The organism is Streptomyces sp. NPDC052299 (genome assembly GCF_040679335.1).
Lineage (GTDB): Bacteria > Actinomycetota > Actinomycetes > Streptomycetales > Streptomycetaceae > Streptomyces.
This window is the reverse complement of sequence record NZ_JBFAUP010000032.1, coordinates 16,454-42,731: the sequence shown is the minus strand read 5'-3', so window position 1 is coordinate 42,731 and position 26,278 is coordinate 16,454. Positions and strand designations below refer to the sequence as shown.

Below are 26,278 nucleotides of genomic sequence, written 5' to 3'. Positions count from 1 at the left end.
GGTACTGCAGGGGGGACCCTGTGGGAGAGTAGGACGCCGCCGAACTCCTTTTGGGAAGAGCCCCGTGCCCTTGTGGCACGGGGCTTTTTCGCGTTTCCGAGGCCGCTCGGCACCCCTCTGCAGCCGCCGGCCGGGGCTGAGGGTAGGGTCAGGGGGCATCATTGGCACGTTCTTGACACAGGAGGCCCCCGGGTGGAGGTCCAGGAGACCCGCGTTCAGACGGACCGGGTACTCACCATCCCCAACATCCTCAGCATGTTGCGCCTGGTCGGCGTACCTGTCTTTCTGTGGCTGATTCTCCGCCCCGAGTTCGGCGGGCCCCAGAGCGACGGCTGGGCATTGCTGGTCCTGATGTTCAGTGGTGTCAGCGACTACCTCGACGGCAAGCTCGCGCGCAGGTGGAACCAGATCAGCAGCCTCGGCCGTCTTCTCGACCCCGCCGCCGACCGGCTCTACATTCTTTCCACCCTCGTCGGACTCACCTGGCGCGAGATCCTGCCCCTCTGGCTCACCATCGCCCTGCTCGCCCGCGAGCTCATGCTCCTCGTCATGGTGGGAATCCTGCGCCGGCACGGCTATCCGCCGCCCCAGGTGAACTTCCTCGGCAAGGCGGCCACGTTCAACCTCATGTACGCATTCCCCTTGTTGCTGCTCAGCGACGGGCATGGTTGGCTGGCAGAGGTGGCCACCGTTTTCGGATGGGCGTTCGCAGGGTGGGGTACAACCCTCTATTGGTGGGCAGGAATCTTGTACGTGGTTCAGGTCCGCCGCCTGGTCAAGGCGGATGCAGTAGCCGATTGAGCTCGCTGATGTGGTGCCGTGCAGTGTCGCCGGCCCCCGGCGGATGACACAGAAGCTGCCCTGACGGGTGAAGTCGGCTCGACCGTCGTCTCTCAAGGAGGACGTTTCCGACATGAAGGCCGTCGTGATGGCTGGCGGCGAAGGCACTCGTCTTCGCCCCATGACCTCGAGCATGCCCAAACCGCTCCTGCCCGTCGCCAACAGGCCGATCATGGAGCATGTGCTCCGGCTGCTGAAACGGCACGGGCTCAACGAGACGGTCGTAACCGTCCAGTTCCTTGCCTCCCTGGTCAAGAATTACTTCGGGGACGGCGAAGAGCTCGGCATGGAGCTGAGCTATGCCAATGAGGAGAAGCCGCTCGGCACGGCGGGCAGCGTGAAGAACGCCGAAGAGGCGCTGAAGGACGACACCTTCCTCGTCATTTCCGGCGACGCGCTCACCGACTTCGACCTCACGGATCTCATCGCTTTCCACAAGGAGAAGGGTGGCCTGGTCACCGTCTGCCTCACCCGCGTTCCCAATCCCCTCGAATTCGGGATCACGATCGTGGACGAGCAGGGGCAGGTCGAACGCTTCCTGGAAAAGCCGACATGGGGCCAGGTCTTCTCGGACACCGTGAACACCGGCATTTACGTCATGGAGCCCGAGGTCTTCAACTACGTCGAGGCCGACGCCTCCGTGGACTGGTCCGGGGACGTCTTCCCGCAGCTCATGAAGGAAGGCAAGCCGATCTACGGCTACGTCGCCGAGGGCTACTGGGAGGACGTGGGCACCCACGAGAGCTACGTGAAGGCCCAGGCCGACGTGCTGGAGCGCAAGGTCGACGTCGAGATCGACGGCTTCGAGATCTCGCCCGGGGTCTGGGTGGCCGAAGGAGCCGACGTACACCCCGACGCCGTGCTGCGCGGCCCCCTCTACATCGGGGACTACGCCAAGGTCGAAGCCGGCGTCGAGATCCGCGAGCACACGGTCATCGGGTCGAACGTGGTCGTCAAGAGCGGCGCCTTCCTGCACAAGGCCGTGGTCCACGACAACGTGTACGTCGGCGACCACAGCAACCTGCGCGGCTGCGTGGTCGGCAAGAACACCGACATCATGCGGGCCTCCCGGATCGAGGACGGCGCGGTCATCGGCGACGAATGCCTCGTCGGTGAGGAATCGATCATCCAGGGGAACGTCCGCGTCTATCCCTTCAAGACCATCGAGGCCGGAGCCTTCGTCAACACCTCGGTGATCTGGGAGTCCCGCGGGCAGGCCCACCTCTTCGGGGCACGCGGCGTCTCCGGAATCCTGAACGTCGAGATCACCCCCGAGCTGGCCGTACGGCTGGCCGGGGCCTACGCCACGACGCTCAAGAAGGGCTCCACCGTCACCACCGCCCGGGACCACTCCCGAGGCGCCCGGGCGCTCAAGCGTGCCGTGATCTCGGCGCTCCAGGCCAGCGCCATCGACGTACGGGACCTGGAGAACGTACCGCTGCCCGTCGCGCGTCAGCAGACCGCGCGCGGCAGTGCGGGCGGGATCATGATCCGTACGTCGCAGGGCGTGCCCGACTCCGTCGACATCATGTTCTTCGACGAACGGGGAGCGGACCTCTCCCAGGCCCGGCAGCGGAAACTGGACCGCGTCTATGCCCGGCAGGAGTACCGGCGGGCCTTCCCCGGCGAGATCGGCGACATCTACTTCCCGTCCAGTGTGTTCGACTCGTACACAGGGTCCCTGCTGCGCAACGTGGACACCACCGGGATCGCCGACGCCCAGCTGAAGGTCGTGGTCGACGCGTCCAACGGCAGCGCGGGGCTCGTGCTGCCGAGCCTCCTCGGGCGACTGGGCGTGGACGCGCTCACCATCAACCCCGGTCTCGACGAATCCCGGCCGACCGAGACGGCCGAGGCCCGGCGCAAGGGTCTCGTGCGCCTGGGCGAGATCGTCTCCTCGGCGCGGGCGGCCTTCGGCGTCCGCTTCGACCCCGTGGGCGAGCGGCTGTCGCTGGTGGACGAACGCGGCCGGATCGTGGAGGACGACCGGGCACTGCTCGTCATGCTCGACCTCGTCGCCGCCGAGCGGCGCAGCGGGCGGGTGGCGCTCCCGGTCACCACGACCAGGGTCGCCGAACAGGTCGCCGCGTACCACGGCACGCAGGTCGAGTGGACGACCACGTCGCCGGACGACCTGACCCGGGTGGGGCGTGAGGAAGGCACCATCTTCGGAGGAGACGGGCGCGGCGGCTTCATCGTTCCCGAATTCGCCGGTGTCTTCGACGGCACGGCCGCATTCGTGCGGCTCATCGGGCTCGTCGCCAGGACCCAGCTCACGCTGAGCCAGATCGACGCCCGCATCCCGCGCGCCCACGTCCTGCGTCGCGACCTGGCGACACCGTGGGCCGTGAAGGGCCTCGTCATGCGCCGGGTCGTGGAGGCGGCCGGCGACCGGGACGTCGACACGACGGACGGCGTACGGGTCGTGGAGGCGGACGGGCGCTGGGTCATGGTGCTGCCGGACCCGGCGGAAGCCGTGACCCACCTCTGGGCGGAAGGCCCCGACGACGCCTCCGCCGAGGCACTGCTCGACGAGTGGGCGGCGGTCGTGGACAGCGCGGGCAACTGAAACGGGGCCGCCGGGACGGGGGAACGCACCGCCCCTCCCGGCGGCCGGCCGCACATCGGTGGGGCCATTCGGCGTAAGCCGCCGCGACATGCGACGATGTGCGGCATGTCGCAGCAGCCCCCCGGTCGGAGCACGGCCCCGCCGCCCAAACGCCCCGACGCGTCCATGCTGCTGCTGACCAATGTGATGGAGCACAGCCTGGACGACGGGTACGCCGAAGCGGCGGCGCGGCGTGCGGCCGAGGGGCGCGCGGGCATGCCCCGTACGCTCAAGGCGAAGCTCGGTCTCGCGGCCTGCCTGGTCCTCGCCGCCCTGGTCGTCACGCTCGGCGCGGCCCAGGCGCGGGTGACCGCGCCGGTCCTGGCCAAGGAGAAGCAGGAGCTGATCGACCGCATCGACGCCGAGACGGCGGCGGCCGACGCCCTGGAATCCCAGGTCGAGGAAGTCCGCGACGACGTCAGCAGCCGGCAGCGCAAGGCCCTCCAGGAACACGGGGGAGACCAGGCCGAGCTGGTGGCGCTGCTCTCCGGGGCGACGCCCGTGCACGGGCCGGGGCTCAAGGTCGTCGTGGACGACGCGGAGGACACCGACCAGGGCGGCGGCGGACCCCGCGAGAGCAGCGGCTTCTCCGACACCGGGCGGGTCAGGGACCGGGACATGCAGCGCGTCGTGAACGGGCTGTGGGAGTCCGGAGCCGAGGCCATCGCCATCAACGGACAGCGGCTGACGGCCCTGTCGGCGATCCGGGCCGCGGGCGACGCCATACTGGTCGACAACAAACCGCTCGTGCCCCCGTACTCGGTGCTCGCGGTGGGGAACGGCAAGAAGCTGTCTGCGGCCTTCCGGGACAGTGCCGACGGCCAGTACCTGCAGGCGCTGAAGGACACCTTCGACATCCGGACAAGCATCTCCGTCCAGGAGAAGCTGAGCCTTCCGGCCGCCCCGAGCCTGATCGTACGGACAGCAGAGCCATACAAGGCCGCAGACACAGGGAAGGGCACATCGTGATCGCCGTACTGGGCCTCGTCGTGGGAGTCGTGGTCGGACTGTTGGTCCGGCCCGAAGTTCCGGCGGTGGTCGAGCCCTATCTCCCCATCGCCGTCGTCGCCGCGCTCGACGCGGTGTTCGGCGGGCTGAGGGCCATGCTCGACGGCATCTTCGTCGACAAGGTCTTCGTGGTCTCGTTCCTCTCGAACGTGGTCGTGGCGGCCCTCATCGTCTTCCTGGGCGACAAGCTGGGCGTCGGCGCCCAGCTCTCCACCGGTGTGGTGGTCGTGCTGGGCATCCGGATCTTCTCCAACGCCGCGGCGATCCGCCGGCACGTCTTCCGGGCCTGATGCCGATGAGCACCGACGACTTCAACGACAACCCCGACAGCGGCGGGGAGCCCCGGGCCGACGCACCGCAGGAACTCACCGGACGCCGGCGGCTGGTCGCGGGTCTCTGGCCGCCCCGGGTCACCCGCGCCCAACTCATCGTCGCCGTCCTGCTGTTCGGCCTCGGGCTCGGCCTCGCCATTCAGGTGCGGTCCAACAGCGACAACAACGCCCTGCGGGGCGCGCGCCAGGAGGACCTGGTGCGCATCCTCGACGAGGTGGACGACCGCACGCAGCGGCTGGAGGACGAGAAGCAGCGCCTCGACGCCCAGCGCACGGAGCTGGAGAACAGCTCCGACCAGGCCGAGGAGGCCCGGAAGCAGACCGTCGAGAAGGAGCGGCAACTCGGCGTGCTCGCCGGGACCGTGGCGGCTCACGGCCCCGGGATCACCATGACGGTCAACGACCCCGGCGGCGCCGTGCGGCCCGACATGCTGCTCGACGCCCTGCAGGAGCTCAGGGCGGCCGGCGCCGAGGCCGTCGAGGTCAACGGGGTCCGTGTGGTGGCCAATACGTACTTCTCCGGTGACGCGGGCACGGTCAAGGTCGACGGGCGCAAGATCACGGCCCCGTACGTCTTCAAGGTCATCGGCAAGCCGCAGGACCTGGAACCGGCGCTGAACATCCCCGGAGGTGTGGTGCAGACGCTGGAGAAGGAGCAGGCCACCGTGCATGTGCTGCGGGCCGACGACATTGTCGTGGACGCCTTGCGACCGGCGGAGCGGCCTGACTACGCTCGGTCGTCGGGCCAGTGATCCCCGGGCGCCCGGGCGTCGGGGAACACGAGCGGACGGTTGCGGGGGGTCGCCGCATCGTAATCGTGGCGCGTGGTGGAAACTGTCGAGTGGATACGGACGTTGTGAAGATGTCCGGGTCGGCAGGTGTGTTCATTCAGGGTTCGTCCTGCCCCACGGGCGGGTCTGTTTCGGTCAAGGGGAATCGCCCGTGAAGTTGTTTGGGAAGTTGTTCGGCAAGAGCGCCCGCGATGAGAACGCACGTCATCGCGCGCCGCGCCATGGTCAGCCCGACGAGCAGGGCGCGGAGCGCCCGCTCTTCCGTGACCAGGTGACAGGCCAGGGGGGTGACTACCCGGGCGGTCCCGGCGCGTCGTCCGTTGACCCTGCCGGTCCCGGCCGCATAGGTTTCGGAGCCCCGAGCCAGGAGGCTTCGACCATGCCGGTGTGTACGAGGTGCGGCCACCGCAACGCCGAGGCCAGCCGTTTCTGCTCCAACTGCGGTGCGCCGCTGCGGGGCGGGGCCCCGGAGCGTGCCTCGGAGACGACGTCGACCATCTCGATCTCGGGCCTCGAGGCGTACGAGGCGGAGGCCACCGGCCAGACCGCCGTGCCGTCGCTCTCGCCCGAGGCGCAGGCCGCCGTCGACGCCCTGCCGCTCGGCTCGGCGCTCCTGGTGGTGCGCCGCGGCCCGAACAGTGGCAGCCGCTTCCTGCTGGACGGCGAGCTGACCACGGCCGGCCGTCACCCGCAGAGCGACATCTTCCTGGACGACGTGACGGTCTCCCGCCGTCATGTGGAGTTCCGCCGGGGCGCCGACGGCAGCTTCACGGTCGGGGACGTCGGCAGCCTCAACGGCACGTACGTGAATCGCGAGCGGATCGACTCCGTCGCTCTGTCCAACGGCGACGAAGTGCAGATCGGCAAGTACCGACTGGTCTTCTACGCGAGCCAGCGGGGCATCTGACCCGCCCCCGGACACCGTCCGGGGGGAAGAACCCCAGGAAGGTCCATGCTGAGAACACCGAGCGGCGGTGCCCGACACGGCACCGCCGCCGACGGCCGGCCGATGAGCATCGGCACGGTGCTCCTGCAGCTGCAGGAGGAGTTCCCCGAGGTCACCATCTCCAAGATCCGCTTCCTGGAGGCCGAAGGGCTTGTCGAACCGCAGCGGACCCCTTCCGGCTACCGGAAGTTCGTCGCCGCGGACGTCGAGCGGCTCGCCCAGGTGCTCCGGATGCAGCGGGACCACTACCTGCCGCTCAAGGTCATTCGCGAGCACCTGGACGCCGTCGCCCGCGGCGAGCAGGTCGCCCTGCCGTCCCCCGACGGGGAGCCCCGGCAGGCGGACGGCGAGACGCCCGGGGTGCCGGGCCGGGCCACGGCCGCCCGGATCGGCCGTGCCGAGCTCCTGGTGGCCGCCGAGGTCACCGAGAGCGACCTGGACGACTGGGAGTCGTACGGCCTGGTCGTCCCCGCGGCGGACGGCGGCTACGACGCCGACATGGTGACCGTCGCCAGGCTTGTGGCGGAACTGGGGCGATTCGGTCTGGAACCTCGTCACCTCAGGGCCGTACGGGCCGCCGCCGACCGCGAGGCCGGGCTCATCGAGCAGATGGTCGCCCCGCTGCGCCGGCATCGGAATCCGCAGACCAGGGCGCATGCGGAGGCGACCGCGAAGGAGCTGGCGGAGCTGTCCGTACGGCTGCACTCCGCGCTCGTGCAGACGGCTCTGCGAGTGCGGCTGCGCTGAAGGCGGACCAGCCCGACTACCCAAACCTGCCGAGCACGTCCTAGGGTTGCTGTGTGAACGAGCTCGACGTTGTGGGTGTCCGGGTGGAAATGCCCTCCAACCAGCCGATCGTGCTCCTGCGTGAAGTGGGAGGCGACCGGTACCTCCCCATTTGGATCGGTCCTGGCGAGGCGACCGCGATCGCCTTCGCCCAGCAGGGCATGGCTCCGGCCAGGCCGCTGACCCATGATCTCTTCAAGGATGTGCTCGAGGCCGTCGGCCAGGAGCTCACCGAGGTCCGGATCACGGACCTCCGCGAAGGGGTTTTCTACGCGGAGCTGGTCTTCGCCGGCGGTGTCGAGGTGAGCGCGCGGCCTTCCGACGCCATAGCCCTGGCCCTGCGCACCGGCACGCCGATCTACGGCAGTGACGGAGTGCTGGACGACGCGGGGATCGCGATCCCCGACGAGCAGGAGGACGAGGTGGAGAAGTTCCGCGAGTTCCTCGACCAGATCTCTCCGGAGGACTTCGGGACGAACAACAGCCAGTGACGTCTTTGGCGGTGGCCACCGGCGCATCCGGTGAGCCTTTCCCCGTCAACGGTCACGCGAAACCACCCTCAGGGTGATTATCACTCGGCGTGCCGAGTGTGGCGATCGTTGACGCACCCCGGGTGACTGCCTACCTTCGAGTGGGCAGGTCAAGGACGGAGGTCGGCGTGAGAAGCAGCGGCGACGGTACGGCAGCGGGTGCGCCGTATCCGCAGCAGGGGAGTACGGCCGGCCGGACCATCAGGCAGTCGGCGGCGCCGGCTGCCGTGGCGGGGGACGGCGTGGCATCGGCCGACGACATCGGATATCGCGGGCCCACGGCGTGCGCGGCGGCGGGGATCACCTACCGGCAACTGGACTACTGGGCGCGCACCGGCCTCGTGGAGCCGAGCGTCCGTCCGGCGTACGGTTCGGGCACTCAGCGGCTCTACAGCTTCCGGGACGTCGTCCTGCTGAAGATCGTGAAGCGGTTCCTCGACACCGGCGTGGCGCTCCAGAACATCCGGACCACCGTCCAGCACCTGCGGGCCCGCGGCTTCCAGGACCTGGAGCGGATGACGCTGATGAGCGACGGGGCCACGGTCTACGAGTGCTCCTCGCCCGCCGAGGTGGTCGACCTGCTCCAGGGCGGCCAGGGCGTCTTCGGGATCGCCGTCGGAGTCGTCTGGCGGGACGTGGACGCGGCGCTCTCGCAGCTGCACGGGGAGCGTGTGGACACCGGCGAGACGCTGATCGGGCACAACCCGGCCGACGAGCTCGCGCGGCGCCGCAACCGGGCCGTCTGAGCCGCTGAGACCGCCCCGGCCGCGACGGGATTCCTGGCCGCACGGGCCGTGACGACGCGGCGTTTGTCAGTGCCGTAGGGCAGCATCGGCGGTGTGAGAGCCGCGCCCACCATCCTGCATCTGGACATGGATGCCTTCTACGCCTCCGCGGAGCAGGCGGCGAAGCCCAGCCTGCGCGGCAAACCGGTCGTGGTGGGCGGACTCGGTTGGCGTGGGGTCGTCGCGACCGCCTCGTACGAGGCCCGGCGCTTCGGGGTGCACTCGGCGATGCCGATCGCCCAGGCCAGGCGCCTCGCGCCGAACGCCGCCTATCTGGTTCCGCGGTTCGCGCTGTACCGCTCGGTGAGCGACCAGGTCATGGAACTGCTGGGCCGGCTCTCGCCCCTGGTGGAACCGCTCAGCCTGGACGAGGCGTTCGTGGACCTCGAAGCGGGCGGCACCGCCGACGACGCCGCCTCGGCCCTGGAGATCGGCCGGGAACTGCGCGTGGCCATCCAGGCGGTCACCGGACTGAGCGGATCCGTCGGACTGGCCGGCTCCAAGATGCTCGCCAAGATCGCCTCCGAGGAGGCCAAGCCCGACGGGATGCGCCTGATCGAGCCCGGCACCGAGCGGGCCCATCTCGCGCCCATGCCGGTGCGCACCCTGCCCGGTGTCGGCCCCGCCACGGCGGACCATCTGCGCCGCGCGGGCATGACCACGGTCAACGACCTCGCCGAGGCGGGCGAGGCGGAGCTGGTACGGCTGCTGGGCAAGGCGCACGGCGCCGCGCTGCACCGGATGGCCTTCGGCTTCGACGACCGGCCCGTGGTCGCGGAGCGCGACGCGAAGTCCGTCTCCGTCGAGGACACCTTCGAGGTGGACCTGCACGACCGCGTCCGGGTCCGCACCGAGGTGGAGCGGCTGGCCGACCGGTGCGTCCAGCGGCTGCGGGGTGCGGGGCGCTCCGGGCGCACGGTGGTGCTCAAGGTGCGCCGGTACGACTTCTCCACGCTGACCCGCTCCGAGACGCTGCGCGGCCCCACGGACGACCCGGCGGTGGTCCGGGAGGCCGCCGCCCGGCTCCTGGAGGCCGTGGACACCACGGGCGGGGTGCGGCTGCTGGGCGTCGGCGTCACGGGGCTCGCCGACTACACCCAGGAGGACCTGTTCGCCCAGGCCGCCGGTGAGCGGGCGGCGGCCCTCCCGGACGACGGCGGGGCGCAGGCGAGGGAGGCCGCCGCCCGCGACGGGGAGGCGGACGACGGGCCCGGGCCGGAGGAGGCCGCCGAACAGCTCGCGGCGCGCCGCTGGCCCGCCGGACACGACGTGCACCACGAGGTCCACGGACACGGGTGGGTGCAGGGGAGCGGGGTCGGGCGGGTGACCGTGCGGTTCGAGGAGCCGGGGGCGACGGAGCCGGGCCGGGTGCGTACGTTCCGCGTGGACGACCCCGCGCTGCGGGCCGCCGACCCCTTGCCGCTCGTGCCGGACCCGCCGGACTACTCCTCCTGGCCCGCCAGCCGCCCGAAGTCCCGGTCCGGGGCCGGGGCGCCGGGGGCGGCGTCCAGGCCGTAGTGCCGGTAGAGCTGGAGCTCCTGCTCGGGGGAGAGGTGGCGGCCCACGCCGAAGTCGGGCGCGTCCTTGATCAGCGCGCGGTCGAAGGGGACGCGCAGGGTGTCGTCCACGAACTCGCTGGGCTCCAGGGGGACGAAGGCGTCCCGGCTGAAGAGCCCGGTGCGCACGGCCGCCCATTCCGGGACCCCGGTCGCGTCATCGAGGTACACCTCGTCGACGGTGCCGATCTTGGTGCCCTTGCGGTCGAAGGCCTTGCGGCCGATCAGGCTGCGCGGGTCGATGTCGGTCTGCACGGTCCCTCCCACACTGGTCGCGGCTGGTCCTCAGGGACTACAGAAATGCAGTTCCGTGGTCTTGGCCACTCGAGAATTCTCGTCGTGTACCCCGCTGGTAGGCTGGTCATGGCTGCTGACCCCGTGCGGGAGAGTCGTCCGGAGCCCATCCGGAGGACGCCGAAGGAGCAAATCCTCCCCGGAATCTCTCAGGCCCCCGTACCGCACGGACGAGGTCACTCTGGAAAGCAGGGCGGGTTGCGCGCGGCCGATGGGCCGTACGGAGCCTCTCCCTCACCGACGGTGAAAGCCGGCACCCGCGAGGGGCCGGTGAAGCTCTCAGGTTGAGATGACAGAGGGGGAGGCCGTCAGGGCACCCGGCGCCGCGGTGCCCTTCGCAGGTCGTGACAGACCAGGAGGCCTCCACCATGACCCCCCGTCGCACCCCGCTCACGCAGCTGGAACAGGGCATTCCGTTCGAGCAGCGCCACATCGGCCCCGACGCCGAGGCGCAGGCGAAGATGCTCGCCCAGGTCGGTTACGGCTCGCTGGACGAGCTGACCGCCGCCGCCGTGCCCGACGTGATCAAGAGCGCCGAGGCGCTGGCCCTGCCGGGGGCCCGGACCGAGGCGGAGGTGCTGGCCGAGCTCCGCCGGCTCGCCGACCGCAACCAGGTCCTCGCCCCGATGATCGGGCTCGGCTACTACGGCACGTTCACGCCGCCGGTGATCCTGCGCAACGTCATGGAGAACCCCGCCTGGTACACGGCGTACACGCCGTACCAGCCCGAGATCTCGCAGGGCCGCCTCGAAGCCCTCCTGAACTTCCAGACGATGGTCGCCGAGCTCACCGGCCTGCCCACCTCCGGCGCCTCGCTGCTGGACGAGGGCACGGCCGCGGCCGAGGCCATGGCGCTCGCCCGGCGCGTCGGCAAGGTCAAGAACGGCGTCTTCCTGGTCGACGCCGACACCCTGCCGCAGACCGTCGCCGTCATCGAGACCCGCGCCGAGCCGACCGGCGTCGAGGTCGTCGTCGCCGACCTCACCGACGGCATCCCGGCCGAGGTGGCCGAGCGCGGCGTCTTCGGCGTGCTCCTCCAGTACCCGGGTGCCTCCGGGGCCGTGCGGGACCTCAAGCCCGTGATCGACCGGGCGCACGAGCTGGGCGCGATCGTCACCGTCGCCGCCGACCTGCTGGCCCTCACGCTGCTCACCTCGCCCGGTGAGCTGGGCGCCGACATCGCCGTCGGCACCACGCAGCGCTTCGGCGTCCCGATGGGCTTCGGCGGCCCGCACGCCGGCTACATGGCGGTCCGCGACAAGTTCGCCCGCAGCCTGCCCGGCCGCCTGGTCGGTGTCTCCGTGGACGCCGACGGCAACAAGGCGTACCGCCTGGCCCTCCAGACCCGCGAGCAGCACATCCGCCGCGAGAAGGCCACCAGCAACATCTGCACCGCGCAGGTGCTGCTCGCCGTCATGGCCGGCATGTACGCCGTCTACCACGGCCCCGAGGGGCTGCGCACGATCGCCCGGCGCACCCACCGCTACGCCGCGATCCTCGCCGAGGGCCTGCGCGCCGCCGGGATCGACGTGGTGACCGGCTCCTACTTCGACACGCTCACCGTCCGCGTGCCCGGCAGGGCGGGCGAGGTCGTCGCCGACGCCCGGGAGCACGGTGTCAACCTGCGCCTGGTCGACGCCGACACCGTGTCGCTGGCCTGTGACGAGACGACGACCCGTACGCAGGTCGCCGCCGTCTGGGCCGCCTTCGGTGCCGACGGGGACGTCGAGGCGCTGGACGCCACCACCGAGGACGCGCTGCCGGAGGCGCTGCTGCGCACCGACGCGATCCTCACCCACCCGGTCTTCCACCAGCACCGGTCCGAGACCGCGATGCTGCGCTACCTGCGCAAGCTCGCCGACCGCGACTACGCGCTGGACCGCGGCATGATCCCGCTCGGCTCCTGCACGATGAAGCTGAACGCGACCGCCGAGATGGAGTCCATCACCTGGCCCGAGTTCGGCGCGCTGCACCCGTTCGCGCCCGCCGAGCAGGCGCAGGGCTTCCTGACGCTGATCCGGGAGCTGGAGGAGCGGCTGGCCGAGGTCACCGGTTACGACGCGGTGTCCATCCAGCCGAACGCCGGATCGCAGGGCGAGTTCGCGGGGCTGCTGGCCGTGCGGGCGTACCACCGCGCCAACGGCGACGAGAACCGGACCGTGTGTCTGATCCCGTCCTCCGCGCACGGCACCAACGCCGCGAGTGCCGTGATGGCCGGCATGAAGGTGGTCGTCGTCAAGACCGCCGACGACGGCGAGGTCGACATCGAGGACCTGCGCGCCAAGATCGCGCAGCACCGCGACGAGCTGGCCGTGCTGATGATCACCTACCCGTCGACGCACGGTGTCTTCGAGGAGCACGTCGCCGACATCTGCGCCGAGGTGCACGACGCCGGCGGCCAGGTCTACGTCGACGGCGCCAACCTCAACGCGCTCGTCGGCCTGGCCAAGCCCGGCCGGTTCGGCGGCGACGTCTCGCACCTCAACCTGCACAAGACCTTCTGCATCCCGCACGGCGGCGGCGGCCCGGGCGTCGGCCCGGTCGGTGTGCGCGCGCACCTGGCGCCGTACCTGCCCAACCACCCGCTCCAGCCCGCGGCGGGCCCGGAGACCGGCGTCGGTCCGATCTCAGCGGCCCCGTGGGGCTCCGCGGGCATCCTGCCCATCTCGTGGGCGTACGTACGCCTGATGGGTGGCGAGGGCCTGAAGCGCGCGACGCAGGTCGCCGTACTCGCGGCCAACTACATCGCCAAGCGTCTGGAACCGCACTACCCGATCCTGTACAACGGCCCGGCCGGTCTGGTGGCCCACGAGTGCATCGTGGACCTGCGCCCGATCTCCAAGGCGACCGGTGTGAGCATCGACGACGTCGCCAAGCGGCTCATCGACTACGGCTTCCACTCGCCGACCATGTCGTTCCCGGTCGCCGGGACGCTGATGATCGAGCCGACCGAGAGCGAGGACCTCGCGGAGCTGGACCGCTTCTGCGACACGATGATCGCGATCCGCGCCGAGATCGAGAAGGTCGCGTCGGGGGAGTGGAGCGCGGACGACAACCCGCTCGCCAACGCCCCGCACACCGCCGCGGCGCTCGGCGGGGAGTGGGAGCACGCGTACAGCCGTGAGGTGGCGGTCTTCCCGGCCGGTGTCTCGGCCGCCGACAAGTACTGGCCGCCGGTGCGTCGGATCGACGGGGCGTTCGGTGACCGCAACCTCGTCTGCTCGTGCCCGCCCCTCGACGAGTACGACAACTGACGCGGACATGCGTCGGGGCCGGTGCGGAGACTTCTCCGGGCCGGCCCCTCTTTTTTTCCGTACGGGCCGCTCAGGCGGCCTTGACCACGCGGTTGGCCGCCAGGGGCCTGTGCGGGGCGATGATCTGCCCGTCCGGAAGCAGCTCACCGGTGTCCTCGAAGAGCAGGACGCCGTTGCACAGCAGGCTCCAGCCCTGCTCCGGGTGGTGGGCCACCTGGCGGGCGGCCTCCCGGTCGGCTGAGTCGGCTGTCGGGCAGGGTGGCTGATGCTGGCACATGGAAGGGTTCTTTCGCTGCGTCGAGTTGAGTGACCTGCGGTGTGAAGAGGTGTTCATGACCGCCCCCGTATCGATCGGTCGAATCCCAGTGTTGCCCCACGGGCGACAATCCGCAGGGATTTCGCCGCAGCGCTTCATCTCCTCCCATGACGCGTCACCCGCCCGGACGGTTCAACCCAACTGCACTGTCACTTCGGGTGGTTCGGGGTGGCCGGATGGGACTAGTCCGGATGGGCCGGGGTGCCGTGCGGGCCACCGCGTGCTGTGCCCCGCCGCCGGACGGGGCGACGGGGCACAGCACGCGGTGCGGACGGGGTCAGGCCGGGGCGGGCGAGCCCAGCAGCGGACCGGGGCCGGGCGTGATGCGGGTGGTGATCACCGGCAGCAGGTCGGCGGCCCGGTGCGGCCGGTGGGCGGCGAAGCCGGGTGGCGCCGGGGAGAGCGGCACGAGCACGTCGTCAGGGCCCGGGGCGCCGCAGGAGGCGTCCGCCGTGGGGTCGCCGTGCAGCCACAGGGCCAGCATGTAGAGGTCGGGGATGGACAGCAGCCTCGGTTGGTACGGGCCGCTCATCCCCTCCGCCTGGCGCAGCGCCAGTTCCGTCGAGGCGATGTACGGTCCCTCGAAGAAGTGCGAGAAGGCCCAGCCGTCCGCGGTGAGCATGGTGTCCGCCGCCGCCACCGCCCGCTCCGTGCTGCGGATCTGGAAGCGCCAGGCGGCCAGCCTGGTGGCGGGTGCGAGCTCGCCCGGGGCGACGCCCAGCACATGGACGGGCAGCGGGTGTTCGGGGCTCAGAGGTCCCTGTGCGGACCGCAGGGCGGGCGTGCGGGCCTCGCGGACCGCGGTCGGTGAACCGAGCGCCGCGAGGACGCTGCGCAGCGCGGGCGCGGGGGCCGGGGGAACATGCAGCGGCATAGTGGGTCGCCTCTCACTTCGGAGACACGGTGGTGCGCGGGCGGGTGCGGACGGCGTTGTCGGCGTGCGGGGCCAGAGGAGGCCGGTGACTGAGCCGGTGCGTCAACTCTCTGCCTCGTCCGCGGAGTTTATACGACACGTGTTCACGCGGTGTTTCCACTAGCCGCCACGGCTATTGCCGGCAAGGCGGTATCCGGACTTTATTATGCGGAGATCATGCTGATTCGGCGCGAGCGGCGCAGCCGCCGCCTCGGGTTTTTCCCGCGCTGCGGTCGGCCGAAACCCGTCGGAGCATTACGAGCCCGCCGTACGGGAAACGGCCCGGTGCGTCATGCCGAGTGAATGTGCCCGGGGCCCCGGCGCTCAGATTAGCGTGTGTGCGCCGTCCGTGGGGCGTTACGGATCACCTCCTGCGGGCATTATCGATCGTGATGCGGGCGGCCCGGGCCGCGTGCCGGCCACTTGAGGAGGACACTTCGATGGGGGAGAAGGTCGTCGCGGGCGCCTTTGACCTGTCCGACCGGCAGAAGTACCGGAGGAAGCTGCACCAGTGCGTGGAGGCTCTGTCCGGGCTCCTGGCCGAGCGGCGGTTCGACCGGCCGCGCAACCTCATGGGCATGGAGATCGAACTGAATCTCACGGGCGCCGACGCCATGCCGAAGATGTTGAATGGGCAGGTACTGGAGCGCATCGCGAGTCACGATTTCCAGACGGAACTGGGGATGTTCAATCTTGAGGTGAACATAGTCCCCCACCATCTGTCGGGGCGTGTTCTGGATCAGTTGGCCGAAGAGCTGCGGACCGGCCTCGGATATGCCGACCGGAAGGCCGGGGAAGTCGATGCCGGGATCATGATGATCGGAATCCTTCCGACGCTGGGCCGCGACGACATGGTCCGGTCCAATCTCTCCGACGTCGACCGCTACGCCCTCCTGAACGATCAAATGCTGGCGGCGCGCGGCGAGAGTTTTTCGCTGGATATCGAAGGCGTCGAGCGGCTGGTCGCCACCGCCGGATCGATCACCCCGGAGGCGGCCTGCACCTCGCTGCAACTGCATCTCCAGGTCACTCCGGAACGCTTCGCCGACGTGTGGAACGCGGCGCAGGCCGTCGCCGCCGTCCAGGTCGCCCTGGGGGCCAACTCGCCGTTCCTCTTCGGCCGGGAGGTGTGGCGGGAGTCCCGGCCGCCGCTGTTCGAGCAGGCCACGGACACCCGGCCGCCCGAACTGCGCAACCAGGGCGTGCGGCCCAGGACCTGGTTCGGGGAGAAGTGGATCGCCTCGGTGGAGGAGCTCTTCGAGGAGAACCTGCGGTACTTCCCGCCGCTCCTGCCCATCTGCGACGAGGAGGAGCCGCTGCGGGTGCTCGCCGACGGCGGGGTCCCCCAGCTGAAGGAGCTGGTCCTCCACAACGGCACGGTCTACCGCTGGAACCGGCCGGTGTACGGGATCGCCGACGGCGTCCCGCACCTGCGCGTGGAGAACCGGGTGCTGCCCGCGGGCCCGACCGTCGCCGACGTCATCGCCAACACCGCGCTCTACTACGGCCTGGTGCGGGCGCTGGCGGAGGAGTCGCGTCCGGTGTGGACCCGGATGCCGTTCTCCGCCGCCGCGGAGAACTTCGAGACCGCGTGCCGCCACGGCATCGACGCCGAGCTGCTGTGGCCCAGGCCCGGCCGCTCCGGCGGGCTGACCCGGGTGCCCGTGACCAAGCTGGTGCGCGACGAGCTGCTGCCGCTCGCCGCCGCCGGGCTCGACGGCTGGAACATCGAGCCGACGGACCGGGAGCACTACCTCGGGATCATCGAGGAGCGCTGCAAGCGGCGGACGAACGGTGCGTCCTGGCAGGCGGACACCTATCACCGGGCGCGCGAGGCTGGCCTCGGCCGCGGTGCCGCGCTCGCCGCGATGACCAGGCGCTACGGCGAGCTGATGCAGGGCGGCGACCCCGTGCACACCTGGCCGGTGGGCATCCCGGCACCGTGAGGGAGCGGCCGGTCCGTGCCGCGGACCGGCCCTACTCCCCGGCCGCGCGAGCGCCCTGGCCCGCCGTCATCACCGCCTGGAGGATCACCGCCTGGATCTCGGCCGGGTCGGTCACCTGGTAGCCGCCGCCACCGGTGACCTCGGCGATCTCGTCCAGCTCCTCGCGGTCCGCCTCGGGCCCGACGGCGATGGCCAGCAGCGGGACCGGGCGCGTCGGGTCGGCGATGGACTTCAGCTCGTCCACGAGGGCGGAGCGGGAGATTGACCGCTCGTCCTGGTTCGACCCGTCCGTGAGGATCACCACGGCGTTGAACTTGCCCTTCACGTACGTGCGCTGCGCCTCCTTGTACGCGGCCAGGGCGGTGTCGTAGAGCCCGGTCGCGCCGTCCGGCACCGGGCGCAGCGCGGCGAACGCGGCGGCGAGCTTCTCCCGGTGGGTGCCGCCGCCCTTCGCGGGGTCGCCGAGCCTGGCGGTCGTCACCAGCTGCCGGTAGTCCTTGTCGCCGTCGAGCGTGGTCGCGAACTCCCAGAGCCCGATCTCGTCGTTCGGGGTGAACTGGTTGAGCGCCTGGATCAGCGAAGCCTTGGTGACGTCCATCCGGGACTGGTTGCGGCCCGGCACCACCGCGGCCATGGAGCCGGAGGCGTCGACCACGGTGGTGAGCCGCGCGCTCTGCACGGTGATCGTCCACATGCCGAGCGTCTCCTGAAGCGCCTCGTCCGTCGGGGCGGGCGGCTGCGTGGCGTCGTAGGGCTGCGGCGACCGGCCACCGGCCGCCGCGACCAGCTTCTCGTCCGTCTCGCCGTACGTGCTCCGGAAGCCGTGCTCCCGGAAGGTCCTCACGGAGCTCTTCTCGGAGAGCAGGATCATGAACCGCAGCGCGGCCCGGCTCTCGTCGGTGGACTGGCGGCGCTCGTCCACCATCGTCAGCGGGTAGTTGAGCAGCGGGGTGCCGTCCTCGGGATAGAACAGGTCGAGCCTGCCGCCGGCCGCCGACTCGGCGTTGTGGGCGAAGGCGGCCTGTTCGGAGAGGAGCACCGCCTGGTTGCGGGCCGGGTTGCCCTCCTCGGCGCCGGAGCCGTCCTGCGGCAGGGTCGCCGCGACCTGGGTGTCCCCGTCGGACATCCGCTGGGCGAGCAGCTTCGCGGTGGCCGCGACCCGGGTGTCGCTGTCGCCGCCCTGCTTCCCCGCGGAGGTGCCGATGCTGTTGAGGGCCAGCAGTCCGGTCGCCGAGCGCGCGGGGTCGGCGGAGCCGAGACGTACCCGGTCGGACTCCATGGCGGCGCCCGTCAACTCCGCCCAGGTGTACGTCTTCTTCGGCCAGCCGAGGTGCTCGGCGGCCGCGGGGACCGTGGCCAGCGTGACCGGTGAGGTCGCGACGGAGCCGCCGGGGGTGATGGGGGTGCCGTCGCCGGCGCCCTTGGCCCTGGTCAGCCACAGGTCCGAGTCGGGGAGCCATATCTGGTAGTCGGGGCGGACTCCGCTCGCGAGCGCGTCCGCCACCTTGTACGAGTCACGGGCCACGACGTTCACGTCGACGCAGCGGCCCTCCGAGCGCACCTCGTCCGTACGTGCCCGGTCGGCGATGGCACGTACGGCGGGGGCGATGTCCGGAGAGGCCACCATCGACAGGTGGACGGCGCTCTCCTCGCACGACTTCGAGAACGAGAGCAGGCCGCCCTGCGCCGCGACCGCCGCTCCTCCCGCGACGGTGAGGACGAGCACGGTGGCGATGGCCACGGTCCGGCGGCGGCGCGGTGGGCGGTCCCCGCCTCCGGCCGCCGCGTGGTCATCGGGCAAGCTGTGACGTCCCATGTCGGTGGTGCCCCTCCTTGAGGATGTACAAGGAAAAGGGGGACCACGCCATCGGCAATGGCGCTCGTCCCCCGGCCAGTCGCGCATGATCTTCGTACCTGCATTCGAGACCCTAGCGGGGCGTCGGGGGGCGTGGGACGCGAATGCACAACTGAGGGCAGGTGTACAGGTGGAGACGGGGCGCGTGGCTGATTCTTATCCCCAGGAGGCCGTGTCACAGCGGATTCTCCGGTCCGAGACGGTGCTGGTGCTGGCGCTCTCGCTGGGGGCGAGCGGCGTATCCGCCCTTATCAGCTTTGTCGGATCGCTGACGAAACCAGGGGGTTTGAAGGATCAGGCGGCGACCCTCAACAGCTCGGCCGCCCCGGGCCGTCCTTGGCTGGATCTCGCCTGGCAGCTCTTCGGCATCGCGAGCGCACTGGTGCCCGTCGCGCTCGTCGCGCATCTGCTCCTCCGGGAAGGAACAGGGCTGCGGGTCCTCGGCTTCGACCGCACCCGGCCGGGCCAGGACGTGGCACGGGGCGCGGTCGTCGCGGCGGGCATCGGCAGCGCCGGGCTGGCCTTCTACCTGGTGGCCAGGGCAGCCGGCTTCAACCTCACCGTCGTGCCCGAATCACTGCCCGACGTGTGGTGGAAGTTCCCCGTGCTCATCCTGTCGGCCCTCCAGAACGCCGTGCTCGAGGAGGTGATCGTCGTCGGCTATCTGCTGCGCAGACTCGGGCAGCTGGGCTGGACGCCGATGGCGGCGCTGGTGGCGAGCTCGGTGCTGCGCGGCTCGTACCACCTCTACCAGGGCATCGGCGGGTTCATCGGGAACATGGTGATGGGCGTCGTCTTCGTGCTGCTCTACCGGCGCTGGCAGCGGGTGGGGCCGCTCGTCGCGGCGCACGCGCTCCTGGACATCGGCGCATTCGTCGGTTACGCGCTGCTCGCCGGGAAGGTGGGCTGGCTGCCCACCCCCTGAACCCCACGGTCACGGGCCGACGAGCAGCTCGCCGTCCAGCACCGTGACCGCGCGGCCCGTCAGCAGGGTGCGCGCGCCGCGCAGCGACGTCCGTACGAGGCCCGAGCGCGCCGACGCCTGGAGTCCGGTCAGCTCGTCGCGGCCGAGCCGGGCCGACCAGAACGGGGCCAGGGCGGTGTGCGCGCTGCCGGTCACCGGGTCCTCGTCGATGCCCACGGCCGGGAAGAAGCCGCGCGAGACGTAGTCGTACGCACGCATCGGCTTCGCGGCAGCCGTGGCGATGACGCCGCGCCGGGAGAGGGCGGCCAGCGCCGCGAAGTCCGGGGCCAGTCCCCGTACGGCCGCCTCGTCCTTCAGCTCCACCAGCAGGTCCCCGACCTGCGCACCCGTGTCGTGCACGGACAGCGGCACCGCCCCCAGGGCGTCGGCGAGGCCCTTCGGCGCGGGCTCGGGGGTCAGCGGGGCGGTCGGGAAGTCGAGCGTGAGCGAGCCGTCCGGGTGCGCGGCCGACGTCAGCGTGCCGCACCGGGCGGCGAAGCGGACCGTGCCGGTGGCGGCGCCCGTGGTGTGCAGGACGTGGGCCGTGGCCAGGGTGGCGTGGCCGCACATGTCCACCTCGGTGACCGGGGTGAACCAGCGCAGCGCCCAGTCGGCGTCGCCGCCCGCGGGCAGCGGATGGGCGAACGCGGTCTCGGAGAGGTTGAGCTCGGCGGCGACCCGCTGGAGGAAGGCGTCCTCGGGGAAGCCCTCGGGGCCGAACAGCAGGACCCCCGCGGGGTTGCCGGAGAAGGGGCGGTCGGTGAACGCGTCCACGGTGCGAATCCTCATGCGCCGACCGTAGGCCGCCGTCCCGGCCCGGAACCAAGGCCAATCGCGGACCGGTGGCCCCTTGGGCCCTGTCCGGCGCCGCGCCGGGCTTGACCTTGTCACGGTGTCAACCGCTTCACTCGGCCGCGAGGAGGTGGTCCCGATGACCACGGCGAACGAGGACGCGGCCGTCACACGCGCGCTGCGCGGGCTGGAACACGAAGACGCGTCGGTGAGGCTGCGGACCGCGCTGGCGGTCGGTTCGGCACCGGACCCGCGGCTGGTCGAGCCGCTCGTGGAGCGGTGCGCGGCCGAGCCGGACTTCTCCGTACGGGAGATGCTGACCTGGGCGCTCACCAGGCACCCGCGGGACCTGACCGTGCCCAGGCTCGTCGGCGAGCTCGGCTCGGAGTGCTCGCAGGCCCGCAGCCAGGCCCTGCACACGCTGTCCAAGACCGGGGACCGGCGCGCCTGGCCGGCGCTCACCCGGGCCCTGCTCACCGACCCCGACGACGAGGTGGCACGCGCCGCCTGGCGGACCGCGGTCGCCCTCGTGCCCGAGGACGGTGCGCCCGCGCTCGCCGAGGTGCTGGCCGGGCAGCTCGGGCGCGGGGGCCGCGAGACGCGGCTGAGCCTCAGCCGGGCGCTGATCGCGCTCGGCGCGGCGGCCGCACCGGTGCTCGCCGCCGCCGCCGCGCATCCGGAGCCCCGGGTCCGCGAGCACGCCCTCGCCACGGAGGAGCTGCGGCGCGACCCGGACGCCGGGTTCGATTTCGCGATCGAGGAGGCGAAGCGGAGGGTGGCCCTCGGGGCGTACGGTCAGGAGGGGTGAGACACGGTGTTGATCGGTGAGGTGGCGCGGCGGTCCGGGGTCAGCGCGCGCATGCTCCGGCACTACGAGTCGCTGGGCCTGGTGCGGCCCACGGGGCGCAACGACGTCGGATACCGGGAGTACTCCGGCGAGGACGTCCGGCGCATCTTCCACATCGAGAGCCTGCGGTCCCTCGGCCTCTCGCTGCGCGAGGTGGGGCGCGCCCTGGACGATCCCGGCTTCAGCCCGGCCGGTCTGGTGGACGACCTCGCCCGGCGGACCCGGGAACGGATCGCGAGCGAGACGGAGCTGCTGACCCGGCTGAGCAGGATCGGGGCCGCCGGGCCGGGGGACTGGGAGGACGTCCTGCGCACCGTCGCCCTCCTCCAGGCCCTGGGCTCCGCCAGCCCGGGCACCCGGCAGCGGGCGGCGCTGTCCTCCGCGGGCGACGCGCCCGTGCCGGTGGAGGCCCTGGTCGAGGCGGTGCTCAGCGAGCCGGACCCGAGCGTGGCCGGTGCGCTGCGGTGGGCCCTGGCGCGGGCGGGCGGCGGGCTGCCCCTGCTGGCGGAGGGCCTGGAATCACCCCTCGCGGCGGTGCGCGCCCGGGCGGTCCGGGCGGTCGCCGGGATTCCGGGCGAGGCCGCGAACGCGCTGCTGCGGGACGCCCTCGGTCATCCCGATGCGGCGGTGCACCAGTACGCGGCGCCGGCGCTCGGTGCGCGCGGGGTGGCCGAGGCGGTCCCGACGCTCATCGGCATGGTCGCGGAGGCGGTGCGGGACGTGGACGCGGCCGACGCCCTGGGTGTGCTGGCCGCGGATCCGGAGACGGCCGAGCGGATCGCCTCCGCGCTCGTCGGCCGCCTCGCCGACCCGGCCCTGGACGCGCCCGCCCGCCGCCGCCTCACCCAGGCGCTGGCGGACATCCCGGGCCCGACGGCGACGCGGGCGCTCGGGGAGCTGGCGGAGGACGGGGACCGGGGCGTGGCGGGGACGGCGGTGTATCTGCTGGGGCTGCGCGGGGAGGGGTGAGCCCGGCCGGCGGGTGAGGGCGCCGGGGCTCAGCGCCTCGCTGAGGCGAGGGCCGCGGTGTCCATGTAGTCGCGGACGTGGGTGATCAGGCCGTCGCGGACCCGGAGCACGAGCAGGCCGGGAATGGTGAAGGCGGTGCCCGTGGCCGGCAGCGTCCCCGCCACCACGTGCTCGGCGACGATCACCTCCGGGTCGTCCGTCTCGTACGCGGACACCGTCCTGACCTCGTCGATCCGTACGGGGCTCGCACCCCAGACCGCCCGGTAGCCCGTGCGTACGGCCTCGCGGCCCTCGTAGCACGGCGGAAAGCCGGGAGCGGTGAACGGGAACTCGTGCACCGCGTCGGCCGCGTACAGATCCGCGAGGGCGTCCGCGGCCTTGTCGAGCATGGCCCGGTAATAGGAGGCCAGGGCCTCGCGGGGGGTCCGGGCACGGGTGGTTTCCTGCTGCGGCACGGGACGACTCCATTCGCTCAACGCTTGTTGAGTGTGACCGTAGGGCGACGGGACGGGTTCGGTCAACGGCTGTAGAGTCACGGAGTGACCACGCCCCCGGAGTCCCGAGCCGACCGCCGCCGCGCCACCGAGGCGCGCATCCTCGACTGCGCCCGGGAGGAGTTCGCCGCCAAGGGGTTCGACCGGACGACCATCCGCGCGGTGGCCGCCGCGGCCGGTGTGGACCCGGCCCTGGTCATGCAGTACTTCGGCTCGAAGCGTGAGCTGTTCGGCCGGGCGGTGCAGACGTTCACCGCGCCACCGCCCAAGGACGCGGACGCGGGAGCGTTCGCCGACCGGATGCTGGCCACGCTGGGGCTGAAGCTGGGCGGTCTGCCCGAGGGGACGCTCGCGGTGATGCGGTCCATGCTCACCGATCCGGCGGCGGCCGATCATGTGCGCGGCATGCTCGACGGTCAGATCGCCGGCGCCGGTGCCGCCGTCCCGGCACCGGACGACCGGGAACTCCGCGCCGCCCTGGCGGTGACCGCCCTGCTCGGTGTGACCATCGGTCATCAGCTCCTGGGGCTGCCCGTCCTGCGCGAGGCGTCGCCCGAGCGCATCGCCGCGTTGCTCCGGCCCGCGCTCAACGCGCTGGCCGAGCCCACGCAGTGAGCGCGGGCGTCATCGGCAGGGTGCGCGTTCCCCTCTCGTAGCAAGCAGCTCGCCTCCGATAGGGATTGTCATGCGATCGGTTCCGATATATCGTTGAAGCATCGCGACAGTACAGCGATAGGTGAAGTATCAACCTGATCGGAGGAGGACGTCATGCGTTCACACGGATACGAACATGGACATGGGCATGCGCATGGTCACGGGCGCGGCCCGTTCGGGCCCGAGGGGCGGCACGGTGGTTTCGAGGGGCAGCGGGCGGCGTTCGGGCCGTTCGGGCCGCCGTTCGGCGGTGGGCCGTTCGGTGGCGGACGGGGCCGGGGCGGCGGCCGGGGGAGGGCGCGGCGCGGTGATGTGCGCGCTTCGATCCTGGCGCTGCTCAAGGACCGGCCCATGCACGGGTACGAGATGATCCAGGAGATCGGCGAGCGCAGCGGCGGGGCCTGGCGGCCCAGCCCCGGCTCGGTGTACCCGACCCTTCAGCTGCTGGAGGACGAGGGGCTGATCATCAGCGCGAGCGAGGGCGGCAAGAAGCTGTTCACGCTCACCGAGACCGGCCGCACCGAGGCCGAGACCGGGCCCGAAGCGCCCTGGGAAGAGGCCGGGCGCGGGGTCGACTGGGAGAGCATGAACGAGGTCCGGCAGGCCGGGTTCGGTCTGATGGAGGCGTTCGGCCAGGTCTGGAAGACCGGCTCGGCCGACCAGCGCGACAAGGCGGTGGCCGTCATCAACGAGGCCCGCAAGAAGCTGTACCTCATCCTCGCCGACGAGCACTGAGCCCCGCCGTGGGCCGGTGCGACGGAGCCCGGCGGTCCAGGCCGCCGGGCTCCTCCCTTTCACGTGTCCGTCGTGACCGGCCAGATCCGCGCCGCGTCGAAGCGGTCGGACGCGCGGGGGTGCGGGCCGTCGTCGTGACAGTGGAAGGCGCACCAGAACAGGTCGGCCGGCAGGGCGTCGAGGGGTGCGTGGACCCGGTAGACGTACTCGCGCCCGTCGAGCGCCGGCAGGGACACCAGCCAGCTCACCCCGGTCCCCTCCCGCCGTGCCGCGAACAACCGCTCCGCCCTGTGGGACGTACGAGGACGGGGCGTCGGTTGCCCCGGTCCTCAGCACGGTGTGCGTCAGGTGTCACTGGGGTGACGGTGCTGACCGCAGCTGTCATGATGTGCCGATGCACGCGTCTCAGGGGAGAAGCGCCGGCCTGGGACTCGCCCTCGCCTCGGCCTTCGCATTCGGTGGTTCGGGAGTGGCGGCCAAGCCGCTGATCGAGGCGGGGCTCGATCCGCTCCACGTGGTCTGGCTGCGGGTGGCGGGCGCCGCGCTCGTCATGCTGCCGGTGGCCTGGCGCCACCGGGCGCTGGTGCGCAGCCGCCCCGTGCTCCTGCTCGGTTTCGGGCTGCTCGCCGTCGCGGGCGTGCAAGCCTGCTACTTCGCCGCCATTTCCCGCATTCCGGTGGGCGTCGCGCTGCTCGTGGAATACCTCGCCCCGGCGCTCGTACTCGGCTGGGTGCGCTTCGTGCAGCGGCGCCCGGTCACGCGGGCGGCGGCCCTCGGGGTCGTCCTCGCGGTCGGCGGGCTCGCCTGCGTGGTCGAGGTATGGGCCGGGCTGAGCTTCGACGCGGTCGGACTGGTCCTCGCGCTGGGCGCGGCCTGCTGCCAGGTCGGCTACTTCGTCCTCTCCGACCAGGGCGGCGGCGACGAACCCCCGCACCCGGTCGGCGTCATCGCGTACGGGCTGCTGATCGGCGCCCTCGTGCTCACCGCGGTCGCCCGGCCCTGGGGCATGGACTGGCCGGTGCTCGGCGGCGACACGGTCATGGACGGTGCCACGGTGCCGGCCTGGCTGCTGCTCGTCTGGATCGTGCTGCTGGCCACCGTCATCGCGTACGTCACCGGGGTGATCTCCGTACGCCTGCTCTCGCCGGCGGTCGCGGGCGTCGTCGCCTGCCTGGAAGCGGTCATCGCGACCGTGCTCGCCTGGGTCCTCCTCGGGGAGCACCTGGCCGCTCCGCAGCTCATCGGCGGCGCGCTCGTGCTGGCCGGCGCCCTCATCGCGCAGTCGGCCACGCCCCGGCCGCCCTCCGGGCCGGTGGCCTCGGGGGCCGGGGCCCCGGAGGGCGCCGCGGATCGCGCAGACGCCCGGCTCTAGGGGAGGTAGGCCGGTACGCCGACGGACGGGTCCAGGTCGTCCGCCGGGACCGGGGCGCCGTAGGCCGGGGCGACGGGGACGACGCCGGACCAGTACGGCAGGGCGAGGTCCCGGGGGTCGTCGTTCGGGCCGCCCGTGCGGATCTTGGCGGAGACCTCCCGCAGATCCAGCCGGATGACGGCGGTCGCGGCCAGCTCCTTTCCGTCGGCGGGCCGCGAGTCCTTCGAGCGCCCCGGCACCACCTGGTCCACGAGCGCGTCCAGCGCGACGCGCCGCTCCTCCGGGTCGGTCACCGTGTGCGCGGTTCCGTGAACGACCACCGAGCGGTAGTTGAGCGAGTGGTGGAAGGCGGAACGGGCCAGCACCAGGCCGTCGACATGGGTCACCGTCAGGCACACGGGCAGCCCCTCGTCGCTGTCCCCGGCCGCCCGCAGCGGCCGTGAGCCCGTCGAGCCGTGCACGTACAGCCGCTCGCCGACCCGGCCGAAGAGCGTCGGCAGCACGACCGGCGCGCCGTCGCGCACGAAGCCGAGGTGGCAGAGGTAGGCGGTGTCGAGTATCGAGTGGACCGTCTCCCGGTCGTACGCGGCGCGGTCCCGCGACCGGGTGGGTGTGGTGCGGTCGGTCGGCTCGTAGCCGGATGAGGTGTCCGGGGGTGTGGTCTGCTGGGGAGCGGTCTCCGGCATTGCGG

The 26,278-nt window shown here is 71.7% G+C and carries 26 protein-coding genes and 1 riboswitch; of the genes, 18 read left to right on the top strand and 8 right to left on the bottom strand.

The genetic code is table 11. The features are described from left to right. Window positions 1-192: 192 nt before the first annotated feature. The 10 genes from AB0L33_RS33490 to AB0L33_RS33445 all read left to right on the top strand — a co-directional run bounded on the left by AB0L33_RS33490 (window position 193) and on the right by AB0L33_RS33445 (window position 10,144). On the top strand, window positions 193-801 hold the full coding sequence (locus tag AB0L33_RS33490) for a CDP-alcohol phosphatidyltransferase family protein (RefSeq protein ID WP_018105069.1): 609 nt from the start codon (window positions 193-195) through the stop codon (window positions 799-801). A gap of 112 nt (window positions 802-913) precedes the next feature. Beyond that, window positions 914-3,409: a mannose-1-phosphate guanyltransferase gene (locus AB0L33_RS33485; protein WP_365687356.1), complete on the top strand. Its 2,496-nt coding sequence runs from the start codon at window positions 914-916 to the stop codon at window positions 3,407-3,409. Between the two features lie 105 nt (window positions 3,410-3,514). Beyond that, window positions 3,515-4,417 carry a DUF881 domain-containing protein gene (locus AB0L33_RS33480; protein WP_365687355.1) on the top strand — a complete coding sequence of 301 codons (903 nt, stop codon included), beginning with the start codon at window positions 3,515-3,517 and terminating at the stop codon, window positions 4,415-4,417. Beyond that, the gene (locus tag AB0L33_RS33475; RefSeq protein WP_003970459.1) at window positions 4,414-4,746 is read left to right on the top strand and encodes a small basic family protein; all 333 of its coding nucleotides are present in this window, start codon (window positions 4,414-4,416) and stop codon (window positions 4,744-4,746) included. The genes AB0L33_RS33480 and AB0L33_RS33475 overlap by 4 nt, the downstream gene beginning before the upstream one ends. Before the next feature lie 5 nt (window positions 4,747-4,751). Then, window positions 4,752-5,540 (top strand): DUF881 domain-containing protein, encoded by a 789-nt coding sequence (locus AB0L33_RS33470; protein WP_365687354.1) that lies wholly within the window; start codon window positions 4,752-4,754, stop codon window positions 5,538-5,540. Window positions 5,541-5,622: 82 nt separating this feature from the next. After that, window positions 5,623-6,486, top strand: coding sequence for an FHA domain-containing protein (locus tag AB0L33_RS33465; RefSeq protein ID WP_365687358.1), 864 nt, complete (start codon window positions 5,623-5,625; stop codon window positions 6,484-6,486). Between the two features lie 45 nt (window positions 6,487-6,531). Further along, entirely contained in the window at window positions 6,532-7,272 is a 741-nt protein-coding gene (locus tag AB0L33_RS33460; protein ID WP_365687353.1) for a MerR family transcriptional regulator, read from the top strand. 53 nt (window positions 7,273-7,325) lie between these two features. Further along, window positions 7,326-7,802, top strand: coding sequence for a bifunctional nuclease family protein (locus AB0L33_RS33455; protein ID WP_026171779.1), 477 nt, complete (start codon window positions 7,326-7,328; stop codon window positions 7,800-7,802). Window positions 7,803-7,969: 167 nt separating this feature from the next. Further along, on the top strand, window positions 7,970-8,587 hold the full coding sequence (locus tag AB0L33_RS33450) for a MerR family transcriptional regulator (RefSeq protein WP_365687352.1): 618 nt from the start codon (window positions 7,970-7,972) through the stop codon (window positions 8,585-8,587). A 93-nt stretch (window positions 8,588-8,680) separates the two neighbouring features. Next, window positions 8,681-10,144 (top strand): DNA polymerase IV, encoded by a 1,464-nt coding sequence (locus AB0L33_RS33445; RefSeq protein WP_365687351.1) that lies wholly within the window; start codon window positions 8,681-8,683, stop codon window positions 10,142-10,144. Here AB0L33_RS33445 and AB0L33_RS33440 read toward each other — a convergent pair. Beyond that, on the bottom strand, window positions 10,069-10,437 hold the full coding sequence (locus tag AB0L33_RS33440) for a PRC-barrel domain-containing protein (protein ID WP_164401929.1): 369 nt from the start codon (window positions 10,435-10,437) through the stop codon (window positions 10,069-10,071). The two genes, AB0L33_RS33445 and AB0L33_RS33440, sit on opposite strands and share 76 nt — an antisense overlap. Window positions 10,438-10,553: 116 nt before the next feature. Further along, window positions 10,554-10,651, top strand: a riboswitch (glycine riboswitch). A 193-nt stretch (window positions 10,652-10,844) separates the two neighbouring features. Between AB0L33_RS33440 and gcvP the strand changes: the two genes are divergently transcribed. Then, entirely contained in the window at window positions 10,845-13,730 is a 2,886-nt protein-coding gene (gene gcvP / locus AB0L33_RS33435) for an aminomethyl-transferring glycine dehydrogenase (protein WP_365687350.1), read from the top strand. A gap of 70 nt (window positions 13,731-13,800) precedes the next feature. On the opposite strand, the gene AB0L33_RS33430 is transcribed toward gcvP, so the two are convergent. Together AB0L33_RS33430 and AB0L33_RS33425 are read right to left on the bottom strand one after the other, a co-directional pair. Beyond that, window positions 13,801-14,007 (bottom strand): DUF5999 family protein, encoded by a 207-nt coding sequence (locus tag AB0L33_RS33430; RefSeq protein ID WP_328899152.1) that lies wholly within the window; start codon window positions 14,005-14,007, stop codon window positions 13,801-13,803. Window positions 14,008-14,323: 316 nt separating this feature from the next. After that, window positions 14,324-14,920, bottom strand: coding sequence for a hypothetical protein (locus AB0L33_RS33425; RefSeq protein WP_365687349.1), 597 nt, complete (start codon window positions 14,918-14,920; stop codon window positions 14,324-14,326). A gap of 479 nt (window positions 14,921-15,399) precedes the next feature. On the opposite strand from AB0L33_RS33425, the gene AB0L33_RS33420 reads away from it, so the two are divergent. Next, window positions 15,400-16,905 carry a glutamate-cysteine ligase family protein gene (locus AB0L33_RS33420; protein ID WP_365687348.1) on the top strand — a complete coding sequence of 502 codons (1,506 nt, stop codon included), beginning with the start codon at window positions 15,400-15,402 and terminating at the stop codon, window positions 16,903-16,905. Window positions 16,906-16,936: 31 nt separating this feature from the next. Here AB0L33_RS33420 and AB0L33_RS33415 read toward each other — a convergent pair whose 3' ends face one another. Further along, window positions 16,937-18,721: a substrate-binding domain-containing protein gene (locus tag AB0L33_RS33415; RefSeq protein WP_365687347.1), complete on the bottom strand. Its 1,785-nt coding sequence runs from the start codon at window positions 18,719-18,721 to the stop codon at window positions 16,937-16,939. Window positions 18,722-18,905: 184 nt separating this feature from the next. Between AB0L33_RS33415 and AB0L33_RS33410 the strand changes: the two genes are divergently transcribed. Next, window positions 18,906-19,685: a type II CAAX endopeptidase family protein gene (locus tag AB0L33_RS33410; RefSeq protein WP_365687346.1), complete on the top strand. Its 780-nt coding sequence runs from the start codon at window positions 18,906-18,908 to the stop codon at window positions 19,683-19,685. Window positions 19,686-19,694: 9 nt separating this feature from the next. Here AB0L33_RS33410 and AB0L33_RS33405 read toward each other — a convergent pair whose 3' ends face one another. Beyond that, window positions 19,695-20,513 carry a PhzF family phenazine biosynthesis protein gene (locus AB0L33_RS33405; protein WP_365687345.1) on the bottom strand — a complete coding sequence of 273 codons (819 nt, stop codon included), beginning with the start codon at window positions 20,511-20,513 and terminating at the stop codon, window positions 19,695-19,697. Window positions 20,514-20,655: 142 nt separating this feature from the next. Here AB0L33_RS33405 and AB0L33_RS33400 point away from each other — a divergent pair, with 142 nt between their 5' ends. Next, window positions 20,656-21,324 carry a HEAT repeat domain-containing protein gene (locus AB0L33_RS33400; RefSeq protein WP_365687344.1) on the top strand — a complete coding sequence of 223 codons (669 nt, stop codon included), beginning with the start codon at window positions 20,656-20,658 and terminating at the stop codon, window positions 21,322-21,324. A 6-nt stretch (window positions 21,325-21,330) separates the two neighbouring features. Beyond that, window positions 21,331-22,332, top strand: coding sequence for a HEAT repeat domain-containing protein (locus AB0L33_RS33395; protein ID WP_365687343.1), 1,002 nt, complete (start codon window positions 21,331-21,333; stop codon window positions 22,330-22,332). A 29-nt stretch (window positions 22,333-22,361) separates the two neighbouring features. On the opposite strand, the gene AB0L33_RS33390 is transcribed toward AB0L33_RS33395, so the two are convergent. Further along, window positions 22,362-22,787: a nuclear transport factor 2 family protein gene (locus AB0L33_RS33390; RefSeq protein ID WP_365687342.1), complete on the bottom strand. Its 426-nt coding sequence runs from the start codon at window positions 22,785-22,787 to the stop codon at window positions 22,362-22,364. A gap of 84 nt (window positions 22,788-22,871) precedes the next feature. Here AB0L33_RS33390 and AB0L33_RS33385 point away from each other — a divergent pair, with 84 nt between their 5' ends. Together AB0L33_RS33385 and AB0L33_RS33380 are read left to right on the top strand one after the other, a co-directional pair. Beyond that, complete coding sequence (locus AB0L33_RS33385; protein ID WP_365687341.1) at window positions 22,872-23,441, top strand: TetR family transcriptional regulator; 570 nt, start codon at window positions 22,872-22,874, stop codon at window positions 23,439-23,441. Between the two features lie 153 nt (window positions 23,442-23,594). Next, window positions 23,595-24,215, top strand: coding sequence for a PadR family transcriptional regulator (locus AB0L33_RS33380; protein WP_365687340.1), 621 nt, complete (start codon window positions 23,595-23,597; stop codon window positions 24,213-24,215). Window positions 24,216-24,274: 59 nt separating this feature from the next. Here the strand turns inward: AB0L33_RS33380 and AB0L33_RS33375 are convergent, their stop codons facing one another. Next, a complete protein-coding gene (locus tag AB0L33_RS33375; protein ID WP_365687339.1) occupies window positions 24,275-24,463 on the bottom strand; it encodes a hypothetical protein in 189 nt (62 codons plus the stop codon). A 146-nt stretch (window positions 24,464-24,609) separates the two neighbouring features. On the opposite strand from AB0L33_RS33375, the gene AB0L33_RS33370 reads away from it, so the two are divergent. Then, window positions 24,610-25,587 carry an EamA family transporter gene (locus AB0L33_RS33370; protein WP_365687338.1) on the top strand — a complete coding sequence of 326 codons (978 nt, stop codon included), beginning with the start codon at window positions 24,610-24,612 and terminating at the stop codon, window positions 25,585-25,587. Here the strand turns inward: AB0L33_RS33370 and AB0L33_RS33365 are convergent. Further along, entirely contained in the window at window positions 25,584-26,273 is a 690-nt protein-coding gene (locus AB0L33_RS33365; protein WP_365687337.1) for a pyridoxamine 5'-phosphate oxidase family protein, read from the bottom strand. The two genes, AB0L33_RS33370 and AB0L33_RS33365, sit on opposite strands and share 4 nt — an antisense overlap. Window positions 26,274-26,278: the final 5 nt, after the last annotated feature.